18 protein-coding genes and 1 pseudogene are annotated in these 18680 nt (G+C 66.9%); 4 read left to right on the forward strand and 15 right to left on the reverse strand.

From position 1 onward, the window contains the following. Window positions 1-472: 472 nt before the first annotated feature. Entirely contained in the window at window positions 473-1540 is a 1068-nt protein-coding gene (locus G5S42_RS06195; protein ID WP_176105994.1) for an aromatic acid exporter family protein, read from the forward strand. Between the two features lie 43 nt (window positions 1541-1583). Here G5S42_RS06195 and G5S42_RS06200 read toward each other — a convergent pair whose 3' ends face one another. From G5S42_RS06200 to G5S42_RS06220, 5 genes are all read right to left on the reverse strand, one after another. Further along, the gene (locus G5S42_RS06200; RefSeq protein WP_176110378.1) at window positions 1584-1979 is read right to left on the reverse strand and encodes a cupredoxin domain-containing protein; all 396 of its coding nucleotides are present in this window, start codon (window positions 1977-1979) and stop codon (window positions 1584-1586) included. Window positions 1980-2015: 36 nt separating this feature from the next. Next, window positions 2016-2960, reverse strand: coding sequence for a metallophosphoesterase family protein (locus tag G5S42_RS06205; RefSeq protein ID WP_176105995.1), 945 nt, complete (start codon window positions 2958-2960; stop codon window positions 2016-2018). Window positions 2961-3132: 172 nt separating this feature from the next. Further along, window positions 3133-4092: an aldo/keto reductase gene (locus G5S42_RS06210; protein WP_176105996.1), complete on the reverse strand. Its 960-nt coding sequence runs from the start codon at window positions 4090-4092 to the stop codon at window positions 3133-3135. Window positions 4093-4141: 49 nt separating this feature from the next. Next, window positions 4142-4756 (reverse strand): HAD family hydrolase, encoded by a 615-nt coding sequence (locus tag G5S42_RS06215; RefSeq protein WP_176105997.1) that lies wholly within the window; start codon window positions 4754-4756, stop codon window positions 4142-4144. 66 nt (window positions 4757-4822) lie between these two features. Next, window positions 4823-5998 (reverse strand): epoxide hydrolase family protein, encoded by a 1176-nt coding sequence (locus G5S42_RS06220; RefSeq protein ID WP_176105998.1) that lies wholly within the window; start codon window positions 5996-5998, stop codon window positions 4823-4825. Between the two features lie 118 nt (window positions 5999-6116). On the opposite strand from G5S42_RS06220, the gene surE reads away from it, so the two are divergent. Next, window positions 6117-6896 (forward strand): 5'/3'-nucleotidase SurE, encoded by a 780-nt coding sequence (surE, locus tag G5S42_RS06225; protein ID WP_176105999.1) that lies wholly within the window; start codon window positions 6117-6119, stop codon window positions 6894-6896. 31 nt (window positions 6897-6927) lie between these two features. Here the strand turns inward: surE and G5S42_RS06230 are convergent, their stop codons facing one another. From G5S42_RS06230 to cbiE, 10 genes and pseudogenes are all read right to left on the reverse strand, one after another. Next, window positions 6928-7671 carry a DUF4148 domain-containing protein gene (locus tag G5S42_RS06230; RefSeq protein ID WP_176106000.1) on the reverse strand — a complete coding sequence of 248 codons (744 nt, stop codon included), beginning with the start codon at window positions 7669-7671 and terminating at the stop codon, window positions 6928-6930. Between the two features lie 199 nt (window positions 7672-7870). Then, window positions 7871-8512: pseudogene (locus tag G5S42_RS06235) on the reverse strand (DMT family transporter); the annotation flags it as partial. A 129-nt stretch (window positions 8513-8641) separates the two neighbouring features. Further along, window positions 8642-9277, reverse strand: a complete 636-nt coding sequence (locus G5S42_RS06240) for a carbonic anhydrase (RefSeq protein ID WP_176106001.1) — start codon at window positions 9275-9277, stop codon at window positions 8642-8644. 321 nt (window positions 9278-9598) lie between these two features. Beyond that, window positions 9599-9874 carry a DUF1488 family protein gene (locus G5S42_RS06245; protein ID WP_013091756.1) on the reverse strand — a complete coding sequence of 92 codons (276 nt, stop codon included), beginning with the start codon at window positions 9872-9874 and terminating at the stop codon, window positions 9599-9601. Window positions 9875-10093: 219 nt separating this feature from the next. Continuing rightward, window positions 10094-11275 carry an alpha/beta hydrolase family protein gene (locus G5S42_RS06250; protein WP_176106002.1) on the reverse strand — a complete coding sequence of 394 codons (1182 nt, stop codon included), beginning with the start codon at window positions 11273-11275 and terminating at the stop codon, window positions 10094-10096. Window positions 11276-11277: 2 nt separating this feature from the next. Beyond that, complete coding sequence (locus G5S42_RS06255; RefSeq protein WP_246391829.1) at window positions 11278-12282, reverse strand: AraC family transcriptional regulator; 1005 nt, start codon at window positions 12280-12282, stop codon at window positions 11278-11280. A gap of 175 nt (window positions 12283-12457) precedes the next feature. Next, entirely contained in the window at window positions 12458-13186 is a 729-nt protein-coding gene (cobM, locus tag G5S42_RS06260; RefSeq protein WP_176106004.1) for a precorrin-4 C(11)-methyltransferase, read from the reverse strand. A 20-nt stretch (window positions 13187-13206) separates the two neighbouring features. Beyond that, window positions 13207-13953 (reverse strand): cobalt-precorrin-6A reductase, encoded by a 747-nt coding sequence (locus G5S42_RS06265; protein WP_176106005.1) that lies wholly within the window; start codon window positions 13951-13953, stop codon window positions 13207-13209. Further along, window positions 13950-15050 (reverse strand): cobalt-precorrin-5B (C(1))-methyltransferase, encoded by a 1101-nt coding sequence (locus G5S42_RS06270; protein ID WP_176106006.1) that lies wholly within the window; start codon window positions 15048-15050, stop codon window positions 13950-13952. The genes G5S42_RS06265 and G5S42_RS06270 overlap by 4 nt, the downstream gene beginning before the upstream one ends. Beyond that, on the reverse strand, window positions 15050-16273 hold the full coding sequence (cbiE, locus tag G5S42_RS06275; protein ID WP_176106007.1) for a precorrin-6y C5,15-methyltransferase (decarboxylating) subunit CbiE: 1224 nt from the start codon (window positions 16271-16273) through the stop codon (window positions 15050-15052). Before cbiE ends, G5S42_RS06270 begins: the two co-directional genes overlap by 1 nt. A gap of 311 nt (window positions 16274-16584) precedes the next feature. Between cbiE and cobG the strand changes: the two genes are divergently transcribed. Together cobG and G5S42_RS06285 are read left to right on the forward strand one after the other, a co-directional pair. Further along, window positions 16585-18054, forward strand: coding sequence for a precorrin-3B synthase (cobG, locus tag G5S42_RS06280; RefSeq protein ID WP_176106008.1), 1470 nt, complete (start codon window positions 16585-16587; stop codon window positions 18052-18054). Then, window positions 18047-18673 carry a precorrin-8X methylmutase gene (locus G5S42_RS06285; RefSeq protein ID WP_176106009.1) on the forward strand — a complete coding sequence of 209 codons (627 nt, stop codon included), beginning with the start codon at window positions 18047-18049 and terminating at the stop codon, window positions 18671-18673. Before cobG ends, G5S42_RS06285 begins: the two co-directional genes overlap by 8 nt. The last annotated feature ends 7 nt before the right edge of the window (window positions 18674-18680 follow it).

An 18680-nucleotide genomic window follows, 5' to 3' on the forward strand; every position in this document is an offset into this window, starting at 1 on the left:
TGTAATCCTGTCGCGAACCGCCGACAACACAGCAGCGTTGCGTTTCCGCGTCGCTTCCAGGTGCTTCGAACGACGCCGCCGGATACCGCGTGAGTTGGCAAAAAAGTGCGCAAAGCTGGTAAAAACTCCAACTCCCTAATCGCTCGACAGCCAGCCGCGCGCCTGCCGACACCGCGACGCCCGATGCGACGCGGGTTCAGCGAAACGCGCCATAGCGGTGGCCGTTTCGCATGCAACAACCGCGCCTGAAGGTGCACTCACGCGCACCCCGACAGCGCCGTTTGAAACCCTCGTGGGACTGAGCGCCGCGCGCCCTTAAGCAGCATCTCGCGAACCTGATAGCGTGCGAATTCCCGAAACCGTTCGCGCCCGGTGGTAAGGTCACCTGCGCGCATGTCGCGAACGCGCGCCGTGCCTGACGCGGCGCGGCCTGACGCGGCCCGGCCCCACCTCATCGGTCAGCATGAGAATCATGTCGAACAGGCATCAGCACCAACCCCTCACGCCGCTGCGCCGCGCGCTCGCGCGCTTTTCTCTTTCGGAAACCGCCAGGTACACGAAGCTGACGCTCGGCCTGTGGATCGGTTTCGGCATCCCGTACCTGCTCGGTTTTCCCGACGCGGCCGTGCCGCTCGCCGGTTCGACGATGCTGACGCTGGCGCTCGGTAGCTCGATTTCGGCGGCGCGAAGCTACTTCTACAAGCGGGTGTTTTCCAACGTGGTGGCGATGCCGATCGGCACGCTGCTGATCTGGCTGACCGCACCGCACCTGTGGATGGGCGCGGCACTGCTGCCGCTCGTGATCTTCAGCATCGTCGCGCTGCGGCCGTCGCTGTTCCAGATGACCAGCATCACGGTGCCGATCACGCTCGTGCTCTATACGGGCGAACATCTCCCTCTGCTCGAGCAGCGTCTGATCGGCGTGGTACTCGGTATGTTCCTCGGCTTCGTGATCCAGCAGATCGCGTTTCCGCCCGATCACGGCTACTGGGCGAACACGCTCGTCAACGACGGCAACGAAGAGGCCACCGATGTCGTCGCGCAACTAGCCGCGGCTCAGCTCGACAAAGTGCAGATCAAGCCGGCGGCCTCGAAGCTGCGCACGCTGAGCACGAACCTGAAGCAGGCTCACCTGCTGCTGAAGACCGATCTCGAGCAGGCGTGGGTGTCGCCACATCTGAAGCGCAACGCGGCAAGGCTGCCGGTGTTCGCGTGCTATCAGGAGACTTTCGATTCGCTGGTCAATTTTCTGGAAACGATGGACACGTTTCACGATCAGTTCGCCGCGCTCGATGCCGCGTGGCGCGAAATGTTTCTCGCGCGGCTCGCGCGGCTCGTCAGCGCTCACCGGCAACTGGCCGAGGCGGCGGACCTGCGAGTCGAGCGTCCGCCGCTCGACGCCCCGCCTCTGCATATCGAGGACCTGCGTCAACTGACCGAGGACCTGCCCGCGTCGAACGTGTTTACGAGCGTGTACCTCGGACATCTGACCGGCTACGGGATTCTGCTGTGCCGGTTGAGCGAGCTGCATACCGCGTGAGCGGCGCGGGTTGCCAGGTTCGCCTCGCCGCTCATGGCACCGCTCATTGCACGGTAATGGTGGCCCTCATGTTCGGATGAATGCCACAGAAGATCTTGTACACGCCCGGTTTATCGAATTTGAATTGATAGGTGTCGTTCTGATCGAGCGCGGCCGAGCGGAACAGCCCCGCGTCGTTGACCACGGTGTGCGGCTCGCCGTCGAGATTTTTCCATGTGACCGTCGTGCCCGCCTTGATGGTCAAATCCGTCGGCGTGAAATTAAAGTTTTTCATGAACATCGCGTTAGGCGTCGCCGCGACGGTCTGCTGCTGCGCCGGCTTCATCGGCATCTGCATCGGCATGGTGGTTTGCGCGAAGCCGAGCCCCGCCGACACCGCCAGAATCGCGGCACCGCCGAGCGCAACTGCGAGTACTCGGTCCATCAGGTTGGTTGGCATCATTGATCTCCTCGAGCGTAAAAGTAGCGCGTACGGTCAGGCGAGCGTCGTGTCGTCCAGCGTCGCCTTCAGCGGATGACGCGCGATGCTGACGCTCGTCACGCCGAGCATCTTCGGCAACTGGTCGCTCGCGACCTTCAGCGGCCCCGGGCCTTCGCCCTGGCCGGCGGTCGGTTGCGGATAGGCGGTCGAGCGCGCGGTATGGAACGTCACGTTGCCTTCGACCTTCGTCACGATCTGGTGAATGTGACCGTTCAGCACCGTCACCGAACCGAAGCGCTTCAGATAGTCCATCGCCTGTCCCGCGTCACCCGTGCCCCAGCCCCACGGCTCGTAGATCGTCCACATCGGCATGTGCGCGAACACGACGACCGGGGTGCTCGACGTGCGGCCTTTCAGATCGTTTTCGAGCCATTCGAGCTGCTCGCTGCCGAGACCGCCGAGGCCATTCGGCTTGAAATGCATCACGTTGACGAGGCCGACGAAATGCACGCCCTGATGATCGAAGCTGTAATAGCCGCGGTTATCCGACGCCTTGCCGAAACGGTTGAAGTACTCGGTGCCGGGGCCGTCGGTGACGTCATGCTCGCCGGGGACCGTGTGCAGCTCGGTGATCTTCAATCCCGACATCAGCTGCGCGGCCAGATCGAATTCAGAGGGCTTCGACAGATGCGTGATGTCGCCGGTGTGAATCGCGAGCGGCGGCCGCGACGGCATCGCGTTGACGTAATCGATCGTCTGTTTCAGCGTGCCCGCGACGTCGGGATTCGCTTCCTTGTTGAAGCCGATATGCGTGTCGCTGATCTGCAGGAAAAGCGGCGTGCCCGCCACTGGCGTCGCGGTGTTCGCGTCGGCCGCGAGCGCGAGTTCGACCGGCGTCAGCACGCCGCCCGACAGCATGAACACGGTGCCCAGGCCACCGAACGCAAGACACTTCAGCGCGCCGCGACGCGCCGGATCGAATGAATGTTGTGACGACATGATGACCTCACGATAGGGATTCGCCGAACCGAACCCGGTTCGTGAGGCATGACTGTCGTGTGGCGGGTTTTATTCCCGGATCGTGCGGCGTTTGCGGGACGCGGCGCGTGTATGCAAATGGAAAGCGGCGCGTAAACACCGTGACGGATTGCGCACTGGATTGCGCATCGCGTCAGCCGCCGACCGCCGCGATGATCCGCGCGCGCATCGCGGCGTCGGGCAGCGGTCCCGATCCCGCGCGCACGTTGTCCGCCATGTATTGCGGCCGGCCGGTGCCGGGAATCACGACCGTCACCGCAGGCTGCGCGAGCACGAATTTCAACAGAATCTGCGCCCAGCTCGTGCAGCCGATTTCCGCGGCCCATGCGGGCAGCGGCGTTTTCATCACGCGCGCGAGCAAACCACCGCCGCCGAACGGCTGATTGATCACGACGCCGATGCCGAGATCGGCCGCGAGCGGCAGGATGCGTTGCTCGGCCGCGCGGTCGTCGGCGGCGTAGTTGATCTGCACGAAGTCGGGCTTCTCGCTGCGCATCACCGCCGCGACGTCGTCGAACGCGCTCGACGTGTAATGCGTGATGCCGAGATAGCGAATCCGGCCGCGCGCTTTCCAGTCGCGCAACGTCGCGAGCTGCGTGCGCCAGTCGAGCAGATTGTGGATCTGCATCAGATCGACATGCGGCTGCTGAAAACGCCGCAGCGATTCCTCCATCTGCGCGATGCCGGCTGCGCGTCCCTCGGTCCAGACCTTGGTGGCGACGAAGGCCTTGCGATGCGCGTCGAGCTGGGTGAGCAGCGCGCCCGCGACCGCTTCCGACGAACCGTACATCGGCGAAGAATCGATCACCGAGCCGCCCGCTTCGAACAGGATGCGCAGTACGTCGGCGAGTTGGGCGCGCGCGGCGGCATCGTCGCCGACGTCGAAGGTGCGCCACGTGCCGCAGCCGATCACGGGCAGCACTTCGCCGGTGGACGGGATCGCGCGGCGGTTCATGCGGGGTAAGGAGGTACCGGATTGCGCGGGTGTTTCAGTCTGTGCGGACGTGACGCGCGACCACGCGAGTGTTGCCGGTAATCCGAGCGCCGCGCGCAGAAAGCGGCGGCGGTGATCGTGGTTCGACGCAAGTGCCATAGCGGTTATGGTGCCCTCGTGCGTGGAAGTTCGACCGTCATCGCAGCGGCTAAAGCACACCCCGCCGCGCGAATTCGACCGCCAGGCCATCCGCGTCGACGAACCGGTAGGCCTGCAACCCAGCCGCGAGCGCGCCGTCCACGTTGGCCTCGCTGTCGTCGATGAACAGCGTCTCCGTTGCGGCCGCGCCGAGCCGTTCGACGCAGCGCAGATAGGTTTGCGCGGCGGGCTTCGCCGCGCCGAACACCGCCGACGAATAGACGTGCGGCCCGAACAGCCGCGCCACGGGCGGATTCAGATAAGCGATGTGGTCGGTCAGCAGGCGGCAGTTGTTGGTCAGTATCGCGATGCGGCAACGCTGCGCCGCGCGCGACGCCAGCGCGAGCGCCGCTTCGTTTGGCATGATCGACGCGAGCCGCGCGTCGAGCCATTCGGCGCGGCTCACCGGATAACCGAGCAGCGCGCCGAGTTCGCGCAGATATTCGTCGTCGCTGATTTCGCCGCCGTCGGCGCGCGCCTCGAGTCCCGAGCCCCAGATCGCATGACGCACGGTCTCTTCCGTGCAGCCCGCGATCGCCGCGAGACGCTCGACACGCGCGGCGCGGTCGTAGTGCGACAGCACACCTTCCAGGTCGAACAGAAGCAGCGTGACGGGTGCGCTCATGCCGTGGGTCTCCCGGGTTGAAGTTTGCGCCGTGTGCGATGCGCTTTTTGCGCGCTACGCTGCGGCCTAACGTGTTTTCTGCCGCAACGGCCTGAAGAACTTGCGAATCTCGGCCGCCAGCAACTCGGGCTTTTCCATCGCCGCGAAGTGCCCGCCGGCCGGCATTTCGCTCCACTGCACGACGTTGAAGGTTCGTTCGAGCCAGCTGCGCGGCGGATGATTGATCTCTTTCGGAAACAGCGCGAAGCCGACTGGCGTGTCGATGCGCTCGCCGTCGGTGAAACGCATCGGCTGCAGGCGGTTTTCCCAATACATCTGCATCGCCGGGCCGATGCACTGCGTGAACCAGTACAGCGAGATGTTGGTCAGGAGCTCGTCGATCGAGAACACGCTTTCGACGTCGCCGTCGCAATCGCTCCACGCGCGAAACTTCTCGCCGATCCATGCGGCGAGTCCCACGGGCGAATCGTTCAGCGACGCGGCGACGGTCAGCGGTTTGGTGCTGTGCTGATGCGCGTAGCCGCCTTCGAGTGCGGCCCAGTCGTTCTTCTCGCGCAGATAGTCCCGCTCGGCCGGGGTCAGCTCCCGCTGCGCCGCGCCGATCGCCGGCTCGTAGGAACTCGGCAGGAAGTTCAGGTGGATGCCGTCGACCACCCGCGGATGATGCGCGGCCAACGCGATCGACACGCCCGCGCCAAGATCGCCGCCCTGCGCGCCGAAGCGCTCGTAGCCGAGCCCGCGCATCAGCGACACCCACAGGTCCGCGACCTGGAACGCGGACATGCCGGCCTGCGCGGGCGCAGGCGAAAACGCGAAGCCCGGCAGCGACGGCGTGACGACGTCGAAGGCGTCGGCGGGATCGGCGCCGAACGCGGCCGGATCGCACAACTGATCGAGCAGCGCGTGAAACTCGAAGAACGAACCGGGCCAGCCGTGCGTGATCACGAGCGGATAAGCCTGGAATCCCGGTGTGACGCTCGCGGCGCGCCGATGCGCGAAGTGCACGGTCTGGCCGTTCACGTCGGCGAGAAATTGCGGCAGCCGGTTCAACTTGCGTTCGGCCGCGCGCCAGTCGAATTGCCCAGCCCAATAGGTCGCGAGTTCGCGCAGCCAGGCCGGGTCGGCGCCCTGCTGCCACGCGGGCGCGGGCGTCGCGGGCGCCCAGCGGGTCGCACGGATGCGGTGGCGCAAATCGTCGATGTCCTGATCGGCGATCGCAATCTCAAACGGGTCGATCTGCATGGCGGGTCGTCCTGGGTCGGTTAGCGGCTCAACGTCATCGTACGCGCGTCGAATGAAAGCCGGATAATGGGCGTCCCTTCCCTACGATCCATTGACCGACCCACAGGAGATTGAATCGATGTCCGCTTACAAATCCAAGGTGCCGCGAGTGCTGCTGACGAACGACGACGGTATCGACGCGCCCGGCCTCGCCGTGCTCGAAGCGGTTGCCGCCGAGCTCGCGCACGAAGTCTGGGTGGTCGCGCCCGAGCACGACCAGAGCGGTACGTCGCATTCGATCAGCCTGCATTCGCCGCTGCGCGTGAGCCGCCAGGGCGAACGCCGTTTCGGCGTGACCGGCACGCCCGGCGATTGCGTCGTGATGGGCGTGCGTCATCTGATGCGCGAGGCGCCGCCGACGCTGGTGCTGTCCGGCGTCAATCGCGGCGGCAATCTCGGCATCGAAACGATGTTTTCGGGCACGGTCGGCGCGGCGATGACGGGGCTGCTGCTCGGGCTGCCGTCGTTCGCGCTGAGCCAGGTATTCACCGATCGCGGGCGCGTGCGCTGGGAAACCGCGCGCACGCTCGCGCCCGGCGTGATCCGTCAGTTGCTCGCGATCGAGCATGCGGCGCCGACCTGCCTGAACATCAACTTCCCGGACGTCGATGCCGCCGATGCCGGTCCGCTGACGCCGACGCGCCAGGGCGTCGGGCTCGTCAGGGACATCGAGGTGCTGCCGGAAGTCGATCCGCGCGGCATCGCGTATCACTGGCTGCGCTTCGATCGCGGCCCGCGCGAGAACGATGCCGACAGCGAAACGGCGACGGTCGCGGCGGGCCGCGTATCGGTCACGCCACTCGCGTTCGATCGCACCGACGAGACCACCTTCGCGCGGCTCGCCGCGTCGTTGATCTAAAGGTTGATGGGACGCGGCGCGGCGCCCTGCTTCAGTGCGCTCCAGGTCCCGACGGTGCGGGTCTGCCGAACGCGGGCATCGTGCCGTTCTCTCTCGCGCGCACGAGTTCGGCCTCTACCTCGGCGCGGGTTTTGGGGCCGCTGTTGGCAACCGCTTGAGTCACGGCCTCGCTGGTCTGCCCCGCGCGCGGCATCGACCACGCCGATTCGACGCCTTGCGTTGCATGTGGCGGCGACGGCCGCGCCTCTGGCATCACGCCAGCCGCTTTCTTGCCGGAGCGCTCGGCAGTAGAACTTTTCCGGTAGCTGCTGCCCCGTGCGTGAGTACCCGATGTCGTCACAGCGCTTTGCGCTGAATGCGGTTTCGTGGTGGTGCCCGATGCAATCCGGCTATGGTGTGCGCGCACGGTCTTTGCCGCGGGCGGCGCCTGGGTCCGGTTCGAAGTGACCGCGGGCTGTGGCGGCAGATTCGTCGGCTGCGGCTGCGGTTGCACCTGCGGTTGCGGCTTGTTCGACTCCCGCGCGTACTGTAGCGCCGCGATGGCCAGTGCGTCGCCTGCCTGCGCTCCGATCGACGCGGCCGGCTGAGACCGCAGCGCAGTCACGTCGTCGCGCAGCGCATGGTGCCGCGTCGCCGCCGCGCCCGTCGCGCCGACACCCCGTTCGCCATCGGCGACGAGGCTCACGTCCCGGCCGGACGACCAGTCGTTGTCCAACTGCGACACGTAGGCCCCAATCGTCACCGCGCCGAAGACGAGGCCCGTCAACACGATCATTCTCGGTTCGCTGTACAAAGCACGCTCCCCATTCCGACAGATCGACGACCCATTAGTCAAAGTGTCGGCGATCCGAAGGACAGTGTTTTCCTTTTAGACCCAACAACTGACGAATCGGCGGATCTGGTCGTGGGTGTGTCCGAATCCGACGGGTATTCTTCTGTGCAAACGGGCCCTTTAATCGGAGTCCCAAGAGGGCTTAAACGAGCGGCCCTTCCTCGGTCTTGCGGCGCATCGCGACAGCAACCGAACTGCCGACGATCAACGCGATACCCAGCATCGATATCCCGCCAATCGTCTCGCCCCACACCAGGTAGCCGAATAGCGCGGCCCACACGATGCTCGTGTAGTTGTACGGCGCGAGCGCGCCGGCGTCGGCATCGCGGAACGCCATCGTCATCAGCAACTGTCCCGCCGTCGCGAGCGCGCCGAGCAGCGCCATGATCGCGAGCGCATCGAACGACGGGGTGCGCCACGCGAAGATCAGCGATACACCCATCACCGCGGTGCCAACCAGCGTGAAGTACAGCACGGTGGTGCCCGAATCGTCGCTCGCCTTGATGCGTTTGATCTGGATGATCGACAGCGCACCGCACAACGCACTCGCAATCAGCTGCGCCGGGCCGAGCCAGCTCGAATGCGAGCCGTCGGGACGCACCACCAGCAGCATGCCGGCGAAACCGACCGCCGCGGCCAGCGCGTCGCGCGGCTTCAGCGTTTCATGCAACAGCAGCGGCGCCAGCACGATCACGAGCAAGGTCTCCGAATAGACGATCGCGACCGCCTCACCGAGCGGCATATACGGCAACCCGGCAAAGAACAGGCCCGATGAGCCGAGCAGCGCCGGTCAACCCTCAAAAAACAACGCGGCGCACCGGAAAATCCGCTGCGCCGCGTTCTTTTTAGGCAAGGCTTTCAGCAAGCTCGGGCTGTTAATTTCTCAAAGCAAAAACCCGTTTTAAATGCCACGTCAACCCGCATAAATTTCCGGATTCTCTGTAAGCGACAAAAAGTTACCGGTATTCCCATCGAGCGCGAGCATTTCGCCGCTTTCGATATTGAAGATCCAGCCATGCAGCCGCAGCGTCTTGTTCACGAGTCCGACCGCCACCGACGGATGCGTGCGGATATTGGCCAGCTGCGCGATCACGTTGTCCTTGACCAGCGCCGCGAGACGCTCCGCATCCGAGCAATAGTGACGCGACGCGTTGATCGCTTTCGCCGCATCCGCGTGACGCAGCCAGCTCGCGACCGCCGGCATGTGCTCCAGGTTCGTGCAGGACGAGATCGCCGTCATCGCGCCGCAGTTCGAATGGCCGCAGATCACGATGTCGGTCACGCCGAGCACGGCGATCGCATATTCGACGGTTGCCGACACGCCGCCCGGCTCCGGGCCATACGACGGCACGATGTTGCCCGCGTTGCGGATCACGAACAGCGACCCCGGCTCGGTCTGCGTCAGCAGTTCCGGCACCACGCGGCTGTCCGAACAGGTCACGAAGAGCGTGCTGGGATTCTGCGCGGTCGATAAACGCTTGAAGAGCGCGCTTTGCTGTGGAAAGACCTCGCGTTGAAAGCGGATCAGACCTTCGATGATTTCCTGCACGATTTTCTCCAGAGAATCGAAGAGACGGATTTAAAGTTTGCCGCGACTATACCGCAGCCTTTCACTCGTCGCGCGAATCACCGTGCTAATCGTCGGACGCTCCAGCGGCGAATTGCCAGCGAAATAATGGTGTGCCTGGACGCGCCCATAAAAAAAGACCCGGCTGCCGGCAGCCGGGTCCAACTCTCTCGCTCACACGCATGAAGCAATGTGTGCGTCGATACTGTAGCCGCGCCGGCGTCGCGGATATAGTCGCCGCGGTGGAAGAGTCCTTTCCACCGCGGCGCGAATCAGTTGACCCGATACGCGCAGGCGGGCCGCTCAATCGAAGTCGCGCGTTTCGAGTTCCACGGACCGTCCCCCGTTGCGTTCGAGCACCCGCCGCGTAGCATTTTCAATGCGGGCGCGGTTCGCCTCGAACGTTCCCACCAGATCGTGAGCCGACGGGGCGCCGTTGCCGAGGCTGCCGTTGCCGAAATGGTCATTGAGCGCGTCGAGCGACACGCTGCACCATACGTCCTTCCCGTCCACATTGGCCTCGTAGGCGACGCGCGCAGCAGCCACCACTTCCCGCCGTCCGGTGAATTCGATCCTCATGGTTGTCCTCCGTGTGTCAAAGGGAAATCCGAATACGCAACGCTCATGCCCAAACCGGCCGGCTGGCCGGCTGCCCTGGCGCGAGCACGCATTCTGCGCAAGGTGCATACACCTGAGCGGCCGTCATGCGCGGCCGCGCCGATGCGCCGCAGTAAGGCCTCCTCCGGGCCGTCGACGCACTCAACATACCGATACTACGCCCTTCATGTCCCGCAATACTCAATCTTCACGCCCGCGCGCCGGCAGCGTCGCCGCGAAGAAATCACGTACCTGTGCCGCGGTTCGCGCATGAATCGCGGCGCGATCGACGCCCGGCCCGTCCTTGCAGATCGGCGCCAGACGCTCCATCAGCTCGGGCTCGCACACATCCATGAAGGTGTAGTGCGAGGCGCCCGGCACCATCGTCACCGTCGCTTGCGGCATGAAGCCCGCGATGCGGTGAATATTGGTGTTGACGGGCGCCGTCGTGTCCGCCTCGCCCGCGAGCAGCGCGACCGGAATCGTCACTTCCTTGAACGACGAACTGTTGAACGCCTCGCCGGGCGCGGGCGCGATCGCGAACGCCGCCTTGACGCGCGGATCACGATACGAGTCGCCCGAACGCGCGCGCGATGCATTCGTTTCGGCCGATAGCCCGTCGACCGTCAACGCCGGCGCGTCCGGCGCGTGCGCGAGACTCGCGGCTTCGGGCGGCGAGCAGATCGCATCGGCTTCGGGCGACGTGCAAAAACGCTCGAACGCCGCGCGATCGGTACGTGCGCCCGCGACTTCGAGCACCGCGTAGCCGCCGAGCGAAAAGCCGAGCGCGCCGATCCGCGTCGTGTCGATGCGCGGACCGAAACGCGGGTCCGCGAGCACGCCGTCGAGCACTTCGCTCAAGTCGGTCGCGCGCTCCCACCAGAGGATGAACCCGTCGCGCGTGCGCGGCTCCAGCGCGTTGTTGCCCGGATGATTGACGCCCGCGACGATATAGCCCTGCGCGGCCAGCGATGCCGCGAGCCAGTCGAGACTGTCCGCGCTGCCGCCGGTGCCATGCGACAGCAGCAGCAACGGGTATTTCGGCTGCGCGGTGGACAGCGGCGCATCGTCGGCGGCGGCGTGGCCGACGAACATCGGATGGCCGGGCGCGCCGATATCGTGGGGCGTCTCGGCTTGCGTCGCATCGGCCGGATACCAGATGCGCGTGATCAGCGCCTGCGTTTGCGCGCCGCGCCAGTTGCGGGCCACGTCGGGATGAAACACGCGGCTCGTCTCGCCGACATGCCAGTCGGCGGATGCGGTTCGCGCGTCGGCATGCGCCGGCGACGCAGCCCACATCGCGCCGCCCAGCGCCCCCGACAATGCCACGCTCAACGACACCACCACCGCGCTCGACAGCGCGGCACAGCTTCGACGCATCATGGTTAGTCCTCGCGAATGGGGATCAGCAGATCGGTAATGCAGGGGTCCAGCGCGCCGCGATCGGGCGCGCTTCGATACAGTTCGAGCCCCGGCCGCTGATCGCGCCGGTAGCCGCTGCGGGGCAGCCAGCCGCTGTACAGCGCCCTGAAAGTCGGCGAGATCAGCGCATAAGGACCGACGAGGCGGTGCACCGCGTACAGCCCGCCTTCGAGCCGCAGCGGCTCGATGCCCGGTGGCGGCCCCGCAACACGCGAGCGTTGCGCGGCATCGTCGAGCCGTCGCATCGCATCGCTGCACGCCGCCGGCGACCCCGCGACGACTCCCGCGTGGTAGCAAAGCCCGCCAGCCATCGACGGATCGCGCGCGCAGATGCCGACGCGCTGTTGCAACACCGGGTTCTCGTCGCAGCGCAACGTCGTCATCAGCGTGTGGAAGGTCTGGCCGATCGTCGCGACCGGGCCGTCATGGCGAAGGCATAGCACGTCGAGCGGCGCGATCTCGATGACTTCGACGGATGGTAATGCGGGCGTGCTTTGGTTTTCAGCGTATTCGTCGCTGCAGCCGTCAACGCCTATGCGATCGCCTTCGCCATGCCGCGCGATGCGCGCATGCGCCGTTCGCCGCGTCCGCGCCAAAGCCGCCGAAGCCGCCGGATTCCCCACCAGATGCCGCTGCCGGGTCCTGAACTCGCTCGGCGATACACCGGCGAAATCGCGAAACGCACGCGCGAACGCCTGGGGGCTGTCGTAGCCAGCGTCGTGCGCGACCGCCGTGACTTGCGCGGCGTCGGTCAGCCGCTGCGCCGCCTCGGCGAGCCGCAGACGCTTGACGGTATCGACGACGCTCTCGCCCATCAACGCGCGATAAATCCGGTGGAAGTGGTATGGCGACATATGCGCGACGGCCGCGAGGCTGTCGAGCGTGTGTCGCGCGCCGGGCTCGACCAGGATGGCCTCGACCACGCGAGCGATCCGTCGACGGTAATCACGTTCGGTGTTGGGCTTCATCATGGCGCCACGATAGCGGTCTGCACGCCGCGTGGCGGTGCAGAACTTGCGGATTTTCGCGCTTTCGCGTTTTCGCGTTTTGCCAGGAAACGGAAGGCCACGCTCGCGCGCTGCGTCACATTATGATCGACAAGCCACGCCGCTTTCCGGCACCCAAGAGGCTGTCACGGCACCGTCAACTGCCGCTCCCATACAGCGTCGAATCGGCGAAACCTTCGGCGGCCAGCACCTGCCCGACCAGAATCAGCGCGGTGCGCTCGATCGCGCTGCCCTGCACTTTCGCGACGATATCGTCGAGCGTGCCGGTGATCTTTTCCTCGTCGGGCCAGCTCGCACGATAAATCACGGCGATCGGACACGCGCCGCCGTAATGCGGCCGCAATTCATCGACGATGCGTACAAGATGCCGCACGCCGAGGTGAATCGCCAGCGTCGCGCGATGCCGCGCGAGATCGGCCAACTGCTCGCCTTCGGGCATCGACGTTTTGCTCGCGTAGCGCGTGAGGATCAGCGTTTGCGACACGCCGGGCAGCGTCAGCTCGCAGCCGAGCGCCGCCGCGCATGCGGCCGTCGCGGTCACGCCGGGTACGATTTCGTAAGGAATGTCCAACTCGCGCAAGCGGCGGATCTGCTCGCCGATCGCACCGTACAGCGACGGATCGCCCGAATGCACGCGCGCGACATGCTGGCCCTTCGCGTGTGCCGCCGCGAGCAGCGCGACGATCTGGTCGAGATCGAGTTCCGCGGTGTTGACGACCTGTTCGGCGCTATGACCTTCGAGCACCGCCGCCGGCACCAGCGACCCCGCATACAGGATCACCGGGCAACTGCGCACGAGACGCTGCCCTTTCACCGTGATCAGTTCCGGGTCGCCCGGACCCGCGCCGATAAAAAACACTGTCATTCAGTACTCCAGTTATTTGCTCACTGATCCGAAGCCGAAGCCGAATCCACCTGCGCGGGCAACGCATCGAGAAGATCGGCAACGCTGCCAAACTCGCGATCGACGTCGGGCAACACCGGCCGTCGCAGCATGATCACCGGCAAGCCGCGTTCGCGCGCAACGTCGAGCTTGGCCTCGGTCGCGCCGCCGCCGCTGTTCTTGCTGACGACGACGTCGAACGCCTGCAGCGCGAACAGCGCGCGTTCGCCGTCGAGCGTGAACGGTCCGCGCGCGGCGAGGATGCGCGAGCGCGCGGTGTCCGGATGCGAATCGAGCACGCGCACGGTCCAGAATTGATACGGCGGAATCTCGTCGAGATGCGCGAGCGGTTCGCGTCCGAGCGTGAAAAGCGGTCGTCTGAACAGCGCGAGCGCATCGATCAGTTCGTTCCAGTCATCGACCATGCGCCAGTCGTCGCCCGCTTGCGGCTGCCACGCCGGACGCCGCAGCGCCCAGCACGGCACCTTCGCGACGCGACACGCCTCGACGGCATTCGCGCTGATCCGCGCCGCGTACGGATGCGTCGCGTCGATCACGAGGCCGATCGCTTCGCTTGCGAGGTAACGCGCCAGCCCCTCACTGCCGCCGAAGCCGCCGACGCGCACCGCGCACTTCAGGTCGTCGGGCACCTTGCCGAGCCCCGCGAGACTGTACACATGCGCGCGACCGAGTTGGCGCGCAATCTTCAGCGCATCGCCGGTGCCGCCGAGAAGCAGGATGCGCGTCATCGGGCTACTCCGACGAACTTGCCCTGCCGGTCGATCGCGAAGATTTCGACGCTGACCTGCGGCGGCACGATATCGCGTGCAACGGCCAACGCGTGCTGACAAACGATATCGCCGAGCGGCACCTGTTGCGCGTGCGCGAGCGCGAGCGCCTGCTGGCTCGTGTTGGCCGCGCGCATCGCCGCTTGCAGCTCGGCGTCGGCGCCCTGCTCGGCGGCCCAGCCGGCGAGTTGTTCGAGATCGATGCTGGAGTTGCGGCTATGCAGATCGAGATGGCCGGCCGCGAGCTTGCTGAGCTTGCCGAAGCCGCCGCAAATGCTCAGACGCTCGACCGGCGCGCGCTTCACATGCTTGAGCACCGCGCCGACGAAGTCGCCCATTTCGATCAGCGCGATATCGGGCAGGCCGTAGTGCGCGCGCATCGCGTCCTCGCTCGCGTTGCCGGTGCAAGCGGCCACATGCATGTAGCCGTTCGCGCGCGCAACGTCGATGCCCTGATGAATCGACGCAATATACGCGGAACACGAAAACGGCCGCACGATGCCGGTCGTGCCGAGTATCGACAGTCCGCCGACGATGCCGAGCCGCGGGTTCATCGTTTTGAGCGCGAGCGCCTCGCCGTTTTCCACGCAGATCGTCACTTCGAAGCCGCCGTGATACGCGTGGTGCGCGGCGAGTTCGTCGAGGTGCTGCGTGATCATCTGGCGCGGGATCGGATTGATCGCCGGTTCGCCGACCGCCAGCGTGAGCCCCGCGCGCGTGACCGTGCCGACGCCCGGCCCCGCGCGAAAAATCACACCGGGCTCGGGCACGAGGCGCACGCGCGCGAACAGGAGCGCGCCATGCGTCACGTCGGGATCGTCACCGGCATCCTTGATCGTGCCGGCTTCGGCGATCCGCTCGCCGTCCATCTCCACGAGACGGCAGAACGTGAGCCGCATCGGCACATGCTGGCCCTTCGGCAACACGATCTCGGCGACCTCGCTGACCTCGCCCGCCAGCAGCAGACGCGCGGCCGCCAGCGACGTTGCGGTCGCGCAGCTGCCGGTCGTATAGCCGCTGCGCAGCGGCGCCGGCTGTTCGGGGGTTTCGTCGCGCATCACGAATCGGCTGACGGTTTGGCGGGTTTGGTCACGTCGAGCAGCGTGATCGGCAACGCCTGGCGCCATGTATCGAAGCCGCCCAGCGGTTGCGCGTGCGCGAGCGCGATGCGTGTCAGCGTGCCGCCATGCTGCTCGCGCCACGCGGCGAGCACCGCCTCGCCTTGCAGCGTGACCGCGTTCGCGACGAGCCGGCCGCCATCGCGCAATTGCGCCCAGCAGGTGTCGAGCACGTCCGGCACCGTCACCCCACCGCCGATGAACACCGCATGCGGCGCGGGCAGCCCGCGCAACGCGTCCGGCGCGCGGCCGGCCACGAGTTGCAGACCGGGCACGCCCAGAGCATCGCGATTCTGTTCGATGAAGCGCTGCCGCGCGTCATTCGCTTCGATCGCGATCGCACGACAAGTGGGATGCGCGCGCATCCATTCGATACCGATCGAACCGCTGCCCGCGCCGACGTCCCACAGCAACTCACTGGGCGCGGGCGCGAGGCGCGCGAGCGTGATGGCGCGCACGTCGCGCTTGGTCAACTGGCCGTCGTGGATAAAGGCGTCGTCGGGCAGGCCGCAGGTCAGCGGCAGACGCGGCGCTTGCGCCGCCGCGCGGCAGTCGAGCGCGATCAAATTGAGCGCGGCCATCTCGCCGCCCGGCCATTGATCGGCGCGGCCATCGACGCGCCGTTCGCGTTCGCCGCCCAGATGTTCGAGTACCGTCATGTGAGTCGCACCGAAGCCGCGCGTAGCGAGCGAGGCCGCCAGCGCCGCAGGCGTGCGCCCGTCCGCGCTCAGCACGAACAGACGCGCGCCGTCATGCAGATGCACATTCAGCGCGGCAAGCGGCCGGCCCACCAGCGACACGGTCGCGACATCCTGCAACGGCCAGCCGAGCCGCGCGGCCGCGAGCGACAGCGACGACGGCGCGGGCAGCACGCGCAATTCGCCGGCCGGCAACTGCCGCGCGAGCGTCGCGCCGACGCCGAACAGCATCGGGTCGCCGCTCGCGAGCACGCACACCGCATGCGGACGCTCGGCGAGCAACGGCGCGAGATCGAACGGACGCGGCCACACGGCACGGCGCGCGGCGAGCCGCGCGGGCAGCATCGCCAGATGGCGCTCGCCGCCGTACACGACCGACGCGCTCAGCAACGCACGCCGCGCGGGCCGCCCCAAACCGGCGAAGCCGTCGTCGCCAATGCCCACTACGGTCAGCCATGCCGGCATGCATCCATCCTCATCAGTTGCGTCGATTTTTGAGCGATTGCACCGCGCCGCGTCATGCATGCGGCTGCGCGCAGGCTCGGACCGCGGGTTGCGAAAGTCCGCATGATACCGCCGCCATGTGGCCCGCGGGTCCGCGGCACGGCGCCGTGCGCCGCGATCGGCGGCATCGTGCGATGGCCGGCAAACAGGCGCTGCGGCCATTGCGTAAAGATATAATGGCCGCTTTCATTGCCCACGGTCAGCCCGAAGCGCTTTTCGGCCGCATGGTTCACGCCGGCCCTCATCGGGCAGCATGCAGCGAGGCCGCCACCATGCCGTCGCGCGACGCTAAACCCGGTGCCCCATTGAATCGAGCTTCGCCTCCCACCGTTTCGTCCCACGCGGTCACGACACCGCGGTCCTCGGCATGTCCGGGGTTGTTGCGCATCGTCCCCGCACGCGACGGCGGCATCTGCCGCATCAAACTGCCCGGCGGCGTGCTGAGCGCGGCGCAGGCACACGCGATCGCCGATGCAAGCACACGGCACGCGAACGGCGTCGCCGAGTTGACCAATCGCGCGAATCTGCAACTGCGCGGCGTGCGTAGCGGACACGAAGCTGCGTTGAGCGCGGCGCTGATTGGCGCGGGGCTTGGACCGTCCACCGCGAACGACCCTCACACCACCGTCCCCACCGCGCTCAGTTACGCCGACGACGTCCGCAACGTGATGATCAGCCCCGCCGCCGGCCGCGATCCGCACGCGCTGTTCGACACGACGCCGCTGTGCGCGGAGCTGCTCACGCTGCTGCAAAGCGATGCGCGTTTCGCCGCGTTGTCGCCGAAATTCGCGCTGCTGCTCGACGGCGGCGAACGACTCGCGCGAGTCGATCATCCGCATGACGTGTGGCTCGCCGCCTCGGCTGAGGAACAAGGCGTGCGCTTCGTGTTCGGCCTCGCGGGGTGCCCCGGCTCGACAGGCAATAACGCGAACGCCGGCGGCCATCCCGATGCCGACGGCACGGGCGCCCTCGCGGCCGTCCCGCCGTCGCGCGTGCCCGCGCTCGTGCGCGCGTTGCTGCACACGTTCCTCGACCTCGCCGCCGCCGACGCGACCCGCATGCGCGACCTGCTCGCCACGCACTCCGCCGATGCGCTGCTGCGACACGCGCAACGTTACGTCGATTTCCCGCTCGCGCGCGACGCATCGCTGCGCCGCTGGCAACGCCACATTCCCGCCGACGCATCGCTGCGGCTTGGCGCGCACGCACAGCGCAGCGACGGCATGTGGCACGTCGGCGGCCAGCCGCCGCTCGGCCGGATCGACGCGGCCACGCTGCGCGGCCTTGCCGCGCTCGCGCAACGACACGGCAACGGCATGCTGCACGCAACGCCGTGGCAAAGCGTGCTGCTGCCGGACATCGCGACGAACGCCGTGCCCGCCGTGCTCGCGAAGCTGAGCGCACTCGGCCTCGCCTCCGATCCGGCGCAGGCCATCACGCATGTGATCGCCTGCGCCGGTTCGGCCGGCTGCGCGAAGGGCCTCGCCGACACCAAGACCGACGCCCTGCAACTCGCCGAACGCTTACCCGCAGGCGTTGACGTGCATCTGACCGGCTGCCCGCGCTCGTGCGCGGCCGCGCATCGCGCGCCGTACACGCTGCTCGCCGCCGCGCCCGGCCGCTACGACCTTTATCGACGCGACGACCGCCCCGGTTTCGGCCAATGCGTCGCGCCCCAACTGACGATCGACGAGGCCGCCGCGCTGCTCGCGCGCCTCGCCCGGAGTACTCCACATGCTTGATTACATTCGCGACGGTCAGGAGATCTATCGCCAATCGTTCGCGACGATCCGCGCCGAAGCCGACCTCGCGCGCATCCCCGCCGACCTCGAAAAACTGGCGGTGCGCGTGATCCACGCGTGCGGCATGGTCGACGTGATCGACGACCTCGCGTTCTCCGCCGGCGCAGGCAGCGCGGGCCGCCGCGCGCTCGCGCAAGGCGCGCCGATCCTGTGCGACGCGGGCATGGTCGCGCAAGGCATTACGCGCGCGCGGCTCGCCGCGAACAACGAAGTGACCTGCACGCTGACGCACCCGGACGTGCCCGCGATGGCGCGCGAGATCGGCAACACGCGCTCGGCCGCCGCGCTCGAATTGTGGCGCCCGCGTCTGGCGGGCAGCGTCGTCGTGATCGGCAATGCGCCGACCGCGCTGTTCCATCTGCTCGACATGCTCGATGCCGGCGCGCCGAAGCCCGCGCTGATTCTCGGCTTTCCGGTCGGCTTCGTCGGCGCGGCGGAATCGAAAGCGGCACTCGCGGAGAACAGCCGCGGCGTGCCGTACGTGGTCGTGCACGGACGGCGCGGCGGCAGCGCGATGGCCGCCGCCGCGGTCAACGCGCTTGCGACGGAGGTCGAATAAATGACGA

The sequence above is a fragment of the Paraburkholderia youngii genome (assembly GCF_013366925.1).
GTDB classification, from domain to species: domain Bacteria; phylum Pseudomonadota; class Gammaproteobacteria; order Burkholderiales; family Burkholderiaceae; genus Paraburkholderia; species Paraburkholderia youngii.

Bases quoted from the DNA above. Each gene is read 5' to 3' on its own strand.
- G5S42_RS06195 (WP_176105994.1), top strand. From the start codon at position 473: ATGTCGAACAGGCATCAGCACCAACCCCTCACGCCGCTGCGCCGCGCG.
- G5S42_RS06200 (WP_176110378.1), bottom strand. From the start codon at position 1,979: ATGCCAACCAACCTGATGGACCGAGTACTCGCAGTTGCGCTCGGCGGT.
- G5S42_RS06205 (WP_176105995.1), bottom strand. From the start codon at position 2,960: ATGTCGTCACAACATTCATTCGATCCGGCGCGTCGCGGCGCGCTGAAG.
- G5S42_RS06210 (WP_176105996.1), bottom strand. From the start codon at position 4,092: ATGGCACTTGCGTCGAACCACGATCACCGCCGCCGCTTTCTGCGCGCG.
- G5S42_RS06215 (WP_176105997.1), bottom strand. From the start codon at position 4,756: ATGAGCGCACCCGTCACGCTGCTTCTGTTCGACCTGGAAGGTGTGCTG.
- G5S42_RS06220 (WP_176105998.1), bottom strand. From the start codon at position 5,998: ATGCAGATCGACCCGTTTGAGATTGCGATCGCCGATCAGGACATCGAC.
- surE (WP_176105999.1), top strand. From the start codon at position 6,117: ATGTCCGCTTACAAATCCAAGGTGCCGCGAGTGCTGCTGACGAACGAC.
- G5S42_RS06230 (WP_176106000.1), bottom strand. From the start codon at position 7,671: ATGATCGTGTTGACGGGCCTCGTCTTCGGCGCGGTGACGATTGGGGCC.
- G5S42_RS06245 (WP_013091756.1), bottom strand. From the start codon at position 9,874: ATGAGGATCGAATTCACCGGACGGCGGGAAGTGGTGGCTGCTGCGCGC.
- G5S42_RS06250 (WP_176106002.1), bottom strand. From the start codon at position 11,275: ATGATGCGTCGAAGCTGTGCCGCGCTGTCGAGCGCGGTGGTGGTGTCG.
- G5S42_RS06255 (WP_246391829.1), bottom strand. From the start codon at position 12,282: ATGAAGCCCAACACCGAACGTGATTACCGTCGACGGATCGCTCGCGTG.
- cobM (WP_176106004.1), bottom strand. From the start codon at position 13,186: ATGACAGTGTTTTTTATCGGCGCGGGTCCGGGCGACCCGGAACTGATC.
- G5S42_RS06265 (WP_176106005.1), bottom strand. From the start codon at position 13,953: ATGACGCGCATCCTGCTTCTCGGCGGCACCGGCGATGCGCTGAAGATT.
- G5S42_RS06270 (WP_176106006.1), bottom strand. From the start codon at position 15,050: ATGCGCGACGAAACCCCCGAACAGCCGGCGCCGCTGCGCAGCGGCTAT.
- cbiE (WP_176106007.1), bottom strand. From the start codon at position 16,273: ATGCCGGCATGGCTGACCGTAGTGGGCATTGGCGACGACGGCTTCGCC.
- cobG (WP_176106008.1), top strand. From the start codon at position 16,585: ATGCCGTCGCGCGACGCTAAACCCGGTGCCCCATTGAATCGAGCTTCG.
- G5S42_RS06285 (WP_176106009.1), top strand. From the start codon at position 18,047: ATGCTTGATTACATTCGCGACGGTCAGGAGATCTATCGCCAATCGTTC.